The organism is Pyxidicoccus xibeiensis, from assembly GCF_024198175.1.
Classification (GTDB): Bacteria; Myxococcota; Myxococcia; order Myxococcales; family Myxococcaceae; genus Myxococcus; species Myxococcus xibeiensis.
In genome coordinates this window covers 535,608-544,584 of record NZ_JAJVKV010000005.1, presented here as the reverse complement: position 1 = coordinate 544,584, position 8,977 = coordinate 535,608, and the positions used below count along the sequence as shown (strand labels likewise).

Sequence of the window (8,977 nt, the reverse complement as noted above, 5' to 3'; positions counted from 1 at the left end):
TCTTCGCAGTTTGTGAGGAAACGTTGATGAGAATCGGCTCCTTCTCGGCGGTGAGGAGCCTGTGTCCAGCGCATGCCCCGGCTCAGCTCCTCACCTCCCCTGCCCCGTGTACACGCAGACGCCACCCGTCCAGGTCTCCAGGACGGGGATGTCGCGCATCTTCAGGTAACTGTCGGTCAGGGTGAGCGGGTCCTGGCCCAGGATGACGAAGTCGGCGAAATGGCCAGCCTCCAGGGAGCCCACCCACGCGTCGGCGTAGCACTGCCAGGCCGCATCGTAGGTGGCGGCCCGCAGGGCCTGCTCGTGGGTGAGGCACTCCGCGGGGTTCAGCACGGGTGGGGTGGCTCCCTGCGCGGGGGCTGCCTCCATGATGCGGGTGATGGACTGTTCCATCATCCGCAACGGCCCCAGCGGACTCACCTCACAGTCGCTGTGGAACGAAATCCGCATCCCGGCGTCGAGCGCGGAGCGGCAGAGGTCGAGGCGCACTGCCTTCTCCTTGAAGATGATCTGGTTGAAGGCGTATCCCCAATAGCTCACATGCCCGATGAGGAAGCTGGGCGAAATGCCCTGCTTCTTCATCGTCTGGATCTGATCGGACGTCAGCAACGAGCAGTGCTCGATGCGGTGGCGGCGAGCCGGTCCTTTCCGCGAGTCACCTCTTGCAGCAACTCCGGCTGGAACAACTCTGACTCGAGGGCGGTCACCGCCGGATTGCTACAGGCGCAATTTGCGCATCCCGTTGCGGCAGATTGAGAGGGACTCCCGGTGGATGGCTTTTGGGAAGCTGGCATCTGGCTCTCCTCAAGCGGCACAGCTCATCCAGCGACAAGGTCTTCCGCCAATCATTGGACGCCGTCCCTGGTCGAAGCATGGGACGACTTCTGGTCAACGGCGTGCGTCAACCGGACTTCGAGTTGCAGGTGCTTACGTGCTCCCTTCTGGGAACTCCATGCGGGCTTGAAGGCCAAGTCCGTGAGCCTCCTGGCAGAGGGCTCGTGCGGCACTGAGGGTGAGGTCCTTGAACACCCAGTAGCTCTGGCTCCCAAGCCGAGCGCGCACTTCTGGAATGGAAAGATTCCGGAACGGCTCGACGAGTCTTCGCATCGCGAGTGCGTCGCGCGCCCCCGGCGGTAAGGAACTGCACTCGATGACTACGCTCCCCCGGGGAATGATGGACCCGTAAAGCGCCTCGGCCGGAAGCGAATAGTGGGACCACTCCGTCCATTCGCACGCGGAGCAGGCCGCCTCGGTGACGAGCCCGGGATGACTCTTGATGGTGACGACTCCAGCACACCTGGGACAACTCGGGAGCGAGTGGGGCTGCATGGCCCAATTCTAACCCGGAATCCAGATGACGCTGTTGGTGGGGGCCTACTCCCTGTCGAGCTTCGCAACCGGAGGCGGAAACGTCGCGCCGCCTCGCTCAAAGCAACTGGGCTCGGCCATGGCGGTAGTCGAGTAGACGCCCCTTCTCCTCGGGGTGCCCCACGCGAGCACGCTGCCGCGGTGGCGAACCCTTCACCGTCATCTCCAGGCCCTCCAGGTGGCGGCCCACTCGGACCTCGTGGCCTTCGTGCCATCTCGCCTGGTCGCGGCCATGGCGGAGGTGTTGGACCTCGCGTCCCTGCGTCCTCCCGTGGCTCCCGGCCCGGACGAGCCGTTGGCGGCACGCTGCTCCCCCTGGAGCATCAGCGCGCAGTGCCGACGAAAGCACCGCGACCCGCCTGGCCTTTCCGGGCGGGCCGCGCAGGACAGCCTAGAGGTAGTAGTCCGCGTAGTAGTGCGGCGGCGCCCAGTAGGCGTTGAAGAGGGTGGTGCCGCGGTGGCGACACACCATCTCCGCCCAGCTGGTGCAGTTCTGCGTCACGTTGGGGCCGGCGTAGATGAGGCCGTTGTAGCAATTCGAAAAGCACCACTGGCCGTTGTGGGCGCCCTGCTCCTGCGAGGCGAGGTCCTCCTGCGCGACCTCGGCCGGCTCCATGGACTCCTCGGGAGCTCCGCCGCAGGCGACGAGCGACGCGGCCGCGAAGCCAACCGCGACGACGAGTGACAGGCTTTTCATGACAGTTCCTTTTGCCAACAGCTACCCGTTAATCGGGATCAGCGTCCTTCGCACGGTAAGCCATCCTCCAAAGCCATCCAAGCGTCAGGGCGTATAGGCGGGATTGAACCCATATTGAGGGTGAGGGCTGGAGGGCACCGTGGGCCACGCGGCCCGGGCCGCCCCGAGGTGCTCCTGCAGCAGCGTCTCCATCCCCACACTGCTGTCCAGGCTGGAGAAGGAGCTGGACAAGGACCAGCTGGCGCGGGCGCGGAACATGCTCGGCGTCGCCCAGGCAAAGACGCCCGAGGAGGCCGCGAAGCTGGAGGCCCAGGCCATCAAGGACGGGACGAATGCCAGGAGGCCGGACCGCAGACGTCCTGGTCATTCCTCTGCGAGAACAACGGGCATCCCCGCCGCCATCATTCGCTCTGCGACTCGCCGCGCTGTCTCGGCATCCTTGATGAGCCACGAGCGCCCCGTCTTGCTGTTCACTGGCAGGTAGAAGTCGAGGACGAGACTCTCGACCTCGAACCGCAGCCCGAGGTGCTTCACCTTCGCTGCAACGTCCCGCACCAGGTGCCCGTAGAACTCGCCGATGAGGACCCGGCCATCCGCGGGGATGGCGCGCTTGAGGTCACGATGGGGCACTTCTTGAAGAGGACCGGGGAGCATTCGCAAGGCGCGAAGTTGCGACACCGTGACGGGCGTGGGGCCGAGCAGAACGAAGAGCTTGTGGCGCACTGTGTAGCTGCGATGGAGCGTCCATCCGCTCTCGGGGCCTGACCAGAGCTCACGGAACTCCTCGATGTCCTCGGCCATCTTCCACCTGTCATCCGGGTCTCCAGGCGAAGGGAGCTCCGCCCTCCCCCACCCGGCGCTTCAAGGGGCCGCAGCCCCCTGCCACGCACCTCAGTCGCTCTGCGGCTCGGCGGTCTTATGCGGCTTGTCGCTGATGGCGTCCATGCCGCCGGTGTAGAAGAACTGACGGCTCGACGTACGGGATGACGGGACGTGCCTCCGCCGGTCAGTCGCCAGCGGAGGACGCGCCAGGGGTCCACTGGAAGTCGTGGTACCAGCTGGCCACGTCCACGCTGAGCCCCACCACGGTGGTGTCTTCCTCGTGGGGCAGGGCATCGCCGCCCAGCTTGCGCGTCCAGGTGTGCTGCACGAAGCCCTTCACCCACTTGTAGCCGGCCTTCACGGTCACCGCTGGCTCCGCGAAGAGCCACACCGGGTCGGTCACCTCGTCGGCCACGAGGAACTCCCGCGCGCGCTCCGGCTCCGTGTAGCCCTCCACGTCCAGCGAGACGTACTTCACGGCGGACAGGCGCAGGGAACCGCCCACCTCGAAGTACGGCGTGACGTAGCCCAGGTTCGGCTGCACGAACGCGCGCAAGCCACGCGCCGTGAAGCCGACGTCCCGGAAGGCACCGCCACCCGCGTCGCGCTGGTCGCTGGCGGTGGACTGTCCGTAACCCACGCCTCCGTAGGCTTCCCACACCCCGTTCTCCAGGAAGCTGCCATGGAGGCCGCCCCCCAACTCCGCGAGCAGCCCGTTCGCGTCCCGGCGCCCCTCCTCGTAGGACTCGTAGTAGCCATTGGCCAGCAGTCCCACGCCGGCCCGTGGCGACCAGGCCACCTGCACGTTGCTGGGGCTGATGCTGCCTTTCAGCTCACCCTGCTCGCGCAGGAGCGGGGCACTGACCTGACTCGACTTGTACAGCGTGGTGGTGCAGCCGGTGGACGCGAGTGTGACGGCCCCTGCGAGGACGCTGACGCGTAGCGGGTTCATGGACGCCTCCCGAGGGACGAACACAGCAACGGGTGTGCCCGCTTCCGCCAGCCCCTGGACGCACTGCGCTGTAGAGGGGAAGCCCGGGAATGTTCCAACGTCACTCCCACCGGAGCGAGGTGGACGCGAAGCCCGGGACGCGGTGCGAAGCGCGCGATGCGCTCCCGGGCCTTTCTCCTGCCTCCACACCGCGCAGGGGGCTCAGTCCTCCGGCAGTTGGAGCTCGAGCTCGATCCGCTGCGCGCTGCCCACCACCGTCTCGAAGTCGGCCGTCACGGAGCTGGCAGGTTCGCCAGTGTCACGGACCCGGACCTGCATGGGCCGGGGGGCCTTGCCCTCCTGGACGTAGCGCGCGGTGATGCGGTACCGGCCGACGGGCACATCCTCCACGGCGTCGCCATCTCCCGTCCGCGCCAGCTTCTTCGTGATGGGCGCCCCGTCGCTACCATCCACGAGCTTTCCGTCCGGGGTGAGGGTCAGCTCGATGTCTTCGGAGTCGATGCCCCGGCTCGGGTCCGCTGGGTCCAGGAGCTGGCTCACGTACGCCACGACGAAGCCCCCATAGCTGCCGAGCTCGGGCCGCTTGCCCGAGAGCCTCCAGGTGAAGTTGCGCACGGCCCCGGCGTTGCCCGCGAACACGCTGTCGTCGCTCGGGTCCAGGTCGAAGGTGTAGGACCTGCCGTTGTACTGCCGCTGCAGGGTGGCGCTGGCGTGCCAGGTGCCCGCGGGCTGGCGCACGTCGATGCGGTACGTGCCGTCCGTGCCCGTCGTGGCTCCCGCGTTGGTGTTGTAGAGCAGCGTGTTGTCCGCCCAGACCTTCACGCCTGCCAGGGGCGTGCCCCGGGCATCGACGGCCCGGCCCGTCATGTAGCCCTCGGCCTGCTCGCCGCCCCCACCTCCTCCGCCGCCCCCACCGCTGCAGCCCACCGCTCCCCCGAGCAGCCCCACGAGGCAGCAGGTCACCGCGTTCTTCATCCAATGCATCAACGTTCCCCTTCGAGGTCCCGACCTGGGCGACGCGCCTCGAGCCGCGCGAGGCCTCGCGCGAGGCGCCTCCCGTAGCTGCGGTAGGTGCCGTCGAAGAAGTCCCCGCCGGCCGCGTACTCGGCCTCCATCTCCAGCAGGACGCCGCCGCTCCCGGCCGCGGTGTGCCGCGGCGTGACGCACGCCATCCCGGTGTGCGTACCCTCCAGGTCCCCTTCCTCTGCTGCCCGTGCTCCACCCATGTCCAGAGCCTCCCTGCGCTGATGATGGACAAGGAGTAGCGGGCGGGGGCCGCGGCCGCGTCATCCGAAAGGATGACGGCCCCACGGGGAGCGGGCCTCAGAGCAGGTGCAGGGCGCGGGCGCGGGCGGCGGCCTCGGTGCGGCTGGCCGCCCCCAGCTTGGACAGGAGGCGCGCCACGTGCGTCTTCACCGTGGGCAGCGACACGCCCAGCGCGGTGGCCACCTCCTGGTTTCCCAGGCCCCCGGCCACGAGGCGCAGCACCTCCAGCTCGCGCGCCGTGAGGGCCAGCCCCGTGTCCGGCACGGCCACGCCGCGCCTGGCGCCCAGCGGGGCGAGGGCGCCGGCGAGCAGCTCCGCTCCCGGCGCGGGGGTGCCGCGCTCCAGCGCGAGCCGCAGCACCGGCAAGAGGCCGGGCCCCTCCAGGCAGAGCAGCCCCGGGATGCCCAGCGCCGCGTGCGCGGTGAGCGCCGCCTCCAGCGCGTGCAGGGCCTCCGCGCCGCGGCCGGCCTCCAGTTGGGCCCGGGCGAGCAGCGCGCGCGCGTCCCCGAAGACGAGCGACAGCGGCGTGCGCCCCTGCAGCGCGACGGCCTCGCGCGCGTGGCGCACCGCTTCGGCCACCTGCCCCTCGGCCAGCGCGAGCGCTCCGGCGAGCATGGCGCGCGCCGCGGGCGCCACGGGCCACTCGCGCGCGCCCGGCCCGCCGATGCGCGCCACCAGCGCCCGCGCCTCCGGGAGCCTTCCCTGGGCGAGCCGTACGCGCGCGTGCACATAGAACATGCCGGCGCGCCACTCGTCGAAGTGCTCCACCAGCAGCGCGTGCTCCGCGAGCCCCCGGTCCGCTGCCGCGTTGTCGCCGTGCAGGGCGAGCAGCGCGCTCGCCAGTACGCCGGTGTCCACCTGCAGCCAGGCCGGCGCGCCCAGGCGCTCGCTCGCGGCGAGCGCGCGCACGGCGGCCGCGTGCGCCTCCCCCAGCTCGGCGCGCACCAGGTGCAGCACCATCGCGTGCGACTCGGCGCACGCCGTCACCACCGGGGCGGGCGCGCGGGCGCACATCCCGCGGAAGCGCTCGAGCAGCGCCACGGCGCCGGGCGCCGGCAGGAAGGTGGCCCGCAGCTGCATGGCGCAGATGTGCAGCGCGCCTGCGTCCCCCGACGCCTCCGCGACGTCCAGCGCGGCCTGCACCTCGGTGACGGCCTCGGCGAACGCGTCCCGGCCCAGCGCCAGGTAGCCGCGCCCCATGTGCAGCTGCGCAAGGCTGCGCGGGGACAGGGGCAGCGCCCACGCCTGCTCCAGCAGCGCGCCTGCCTGGGCGAAGTCTCCCCGCGTCTGATGGACGATGGAGAGCTGCACGAGAGCCTCGCCCTGGCCCGGGGCATCGCCTGCCGTCTCGAAGCCCTTGCGCGCCGCCTGCAGCAGGGCCGCCGCGCGCGGGAAGTCGCTGCGGCTCCACGCGTGCACGCCGAGGAAGTGGAGCAGCCGCGGGTGGCGCGCCCGCACCTCCCCGGGCAGCGCCTCCAGCAGCGCGCCCAGCGTCTCGAGCAGCCCCTGGCTGAAGAGCGCGGGGGCCTCCCGCTCCAGCAGCGCCGCGGCCGGCTCCCCGTCGCCTGCGCGCAGCAGGTGCCCGACGGCGCGCACGGCCCAGGGGTGCGCCGCGGCCGCGCGCCGGTGGAGCTGCGGCACCTGCTCCGGATGCAGCTGCGCGAGCCGGTGGCGCAGGAAGTCCGAGAGCAGCGCATGGAGGCGGTACACCGGCCCCACCGCCTGCATCGCCGGGCCGCCGCCGGGGGGCTGCTCCTCGGCGGAGAGCAGGAGGTTTCGCCGCGAGAGCTCCTGCAGCAGCGGCCCCGCGTGTGCGTGCCCGGTGACAGCCTCGCACAGGCCGGGCGTCAGCTCCTCGAGGATGGCGCTGCGCAGCAGGAAGTCCTGCACCTCGGGCGGCTCGTGCCCGAGCACCTCCTCCGCGAGCAGGGCAAAGACGGCGTCCATCTGCGCGGCCGGCACGCCTGCGGTGGCGCCCGGCGCGGCAAAGCGCGCGAGTGCCTGGGCGCGGGCCTCGGCGGACGGCAGTCGCGCGAGGCCCGCGGCGAGCAGGCGTAGCGCGGCCGCCCAGCCGCCCGTGCGCTGCTCCAAGGCCCCGAGTGCCTCGGGGGACAGGCCCAGCGCGAGCCGGCCATTGAGCAGGACCTCGGCCTCGGCGGGAGTGAAGCGCAGGTCCTCGAGCCGCAGCTCCGCGAGCTCGCTCCGCGCGCGCAGCCGTGCGAGCGGCAGCGGCGGCGCGTGGCGCGCGGCGGCCACGACGTGGACGGTGGGCGGGAGCCGTTCGAGCAAGACCTCGAGCACTTCCAACGCGGCGGGGCTCGTGAGCACGTGCAGGTCATCGAGCACCAGCACCCGCAGGAGCGCGGGTGCCTCCAGCAGCGCATTCGCCAGCACTCCCGCGACGCGACGGGGCGCGCCCGCCAGGGCGTCGAGGGCGGCCTGCACGCGCGCACTGCAGCCGGGGGCCCCCCGTTCGAGCGCGCCCGCGAGGCCCAGCAACAGCGAGGCGGGGGCGTCGTCGCCCGCGTCGAGGGAGAGCCACGCGAAGTCCGCCGCGGGAAGCGCCGCGGGGAGCGCGGCGAGCAGCGTCGTCTTGCCCGCCCCCGCCGGAGCGGACAGCAGCGTGAGCCGATGGGAGGGGACTGCATTGAGCAGCACCTCCAGCAGGCGAGGCCTCGGAAGGTGGTCCTCGCGCAGGCGCGGAGGCTGCAACTTCACGAGCGGGAGCCAGGCAGGAGTCACCCTCGGAGCATGCCACCCCCCGAGAGCGTCCGGGCGCCTGTGTTCCACAACGCATGGGTCAGTCGGGAGCGGGCTCCTCCGCCCACTCGCAGGCTTCAGCGGTGATGAAGAACCTGGACACATGGTCCGGGTACGGATTGTCGATGCCATCGGAGCCCGGGTCCAGGTCCAGGGTCACGGCTCCGTCCTTCCAGCTGATGCGGGCGCCATCCGAGATGACCTGGTAGGACACGTTGCCCTCGGTGAACTGGAACGCCTTGACGTTGAGGAACCGCAGGCGCAGGTGCATCCAGTTCGGGCCCGCCCCTGCTTCTCGCGCGTAGATGACCACCTCCGCGGCCATGCGCCGCGTCCGGTCCGGGAAGTCGACGTGGAGCGAGTAGATGACGTCGTCGTAGAGGTGCCCGTACCGCACGAGCAGGTCTCCATCCGCGGGGCTCAGTCGGGTCATCGTCATCTTCCAATCAGCGCTTCTTCGGACCCGCCGGCTTCCGGGGCGGCCGCTGGGTGGCGAGGTCCTCGAAGAGGGAGAACACCTGCTCGGCGCCCCGGCGCATGGCGGGCGCTCCGGCACGCCCCCACTGCTCGAGGAGCCAGAGATCCGTGGCCTGCCCCACGCCCATCAGGGCCGCCAGCAAGAGGTCCTCCGGGACATCGGTCCGCACGGCGCCGACCGCGCGGCCATCCGCGAGGACACGCTGGAGCCACCCCAACATGGGGGCCTCGAAGCGCTGCCAGGCGGCCTGGAGCTTCGGGTTCAGCCGCGCCTGTGACAGGCCCCGCAGGAGCCGGGCGGAGCGCTCGTCGGCGATGACGAAGTCGAGCAGCGCGAAGTAGCTCCTCCGGAGCTCGCGCCAGAACGCCTCCGCGTCCCCGGGGGGCGCCCACTCGCCCACGAGCCCCACCAGCCGCGCCACGGTGCCTTCCAGCACGGTGGCGTACAGGTCCTCCTTGCCCTCGAAGTAGTAGTAGGCGACGCCCTTCGAGTAGCCCGCCTGTTCGATGATGCGGTTGTAGGAGGCGCCGTCGAAGCCATGCTCCGCGAACTCGTCCGCGGCGGCATCGAGGATGGCCTGGCGGCGCTCCGGGGCGAGCTTGTGGAACCGGGCGTGGGCCATGTGGACGACCGC

9 protein-coding genes and 1 pseudogene are annotated in these 8,977 nt (G+C 70.9%); all 10 read right to left on the bottom strand.

Features of this window, described 5'->3' with window-relative positions; translation table 11 throughout:
• Positions 1-90 precede the first annotated feature (90 nt).
• A pseudogene (locus LXT23_RS24790) lies at positions 91-672 on the bottom strand (amidohydrolase family protein); the annotation flags it as partial.
• Positions 673-1,759: 1,087 nt separating this feature from the next.
• Positions 1,760-2,065, bottom strand: a complete 306-nt coding sequence (locus tag LXT23_RS24785; RefSeq protein ID WP_253982757.1) for a hypothetical protein — start codon at positions 2,063-2,065, stop codon at positions 1,760-1,762.
• An 84-nt stretch (positions 2,066-2,149) separates the two neighbouring features.
• Complete coding sequence (locus tag LXT23_RS24780) at positions 2,150-2,383, bottom strand: hypothetical protein (RefSeq protein ID WP_253982756.1); 234 nt, start codon at positions 2,381-2,383, stop codon at positions 2,150-2,152.
• A gap of 45 nt (positions 2,384-2,428) precedes the next feature.
• Positions 2,429-2,866, bottom strand: coding sequence for a hypothetical protein (locus LXT23_RS24775; protein WP_253982755.1), 438 nt, complete (start codon positions 2,864-2,866; stop codon positions 2,429-2,431).
• 205 nt (positions 2,867-3,071) lie between these two features.
• Positions 3,072-3,839, bottom strand: a complete 768-nt coding sequence (locus tag LXT23_RS24770; RefSeq protein ID WP_253982754.1) for a hypothetical protein — start codon at positions 3,837-3,839, stop codon at positions 3,072-3,074.
• Positions 3,840-4,040: 201 nt separating this feature from the next.
• A complete protein-coding gene (locus LXT23_RS24765; RefSeq protein WP_253982753.1) occupies positions 4,041-4,814 on the bottom strand; it encodes a carboxypeptidase-like regulatory domain-containing protein in 774 nt (257 codons plus the stop codon).
• Positions 4,815-4,822: 8 nt separating this feature from the next.
• Positions 4,823-5,065: a hypothetical protein gene (locus LXT23_RS24760; protein ID WP_253982752.1), complete on the bottom strand. Its 243-nt coding sequence runs from the start codon at positions 5,063-5,065 to the stop codon at positions 4,823-4,825.
• Positions 5,066-5,162: 97 nt separating this feature from the next.
• Positions 5,163-7,823, bottom strand: coding sequence for a LuxR C-terminal-related transcriptional regulator (locus tag LXT23_RS24755; protein WP_253982751.1), 2,661 nt, complete (start codon positions 7,821-7,823; stop codon positions 5,163-5,165).
• Between the two features lie 82 nt (positions 7,824-7,905).
• Positions 7,906-8,298 carry a hypothetical protein gene (locus LXT23_RS24750; RefSeq protein WP_253982750.1) on the bottom strand — a complete coding sequence of 131 codons (393 nt, stop codon included), beginning with the start codon at positions 8,296-8,298 and terminating at the stop codon, positions 7,906-7,908.
• Positions 8,299-8,311: 13 nt separating this feature from the next.
• The gene (locus LXT23_RS24745) at positions 8,312-8,965 is read right to left on the bottom strand and encodes a TetR/AcrR family transcriptional regulator (protein WP_253982749.1); all 654 of its coding nucleotides are present in this window, start codon (positions 8,963-8,965) and stop codon (positions 8,312-8,314) included.
• Positions 8,966-8,977 lie beyond the last annotated feature (12 nt).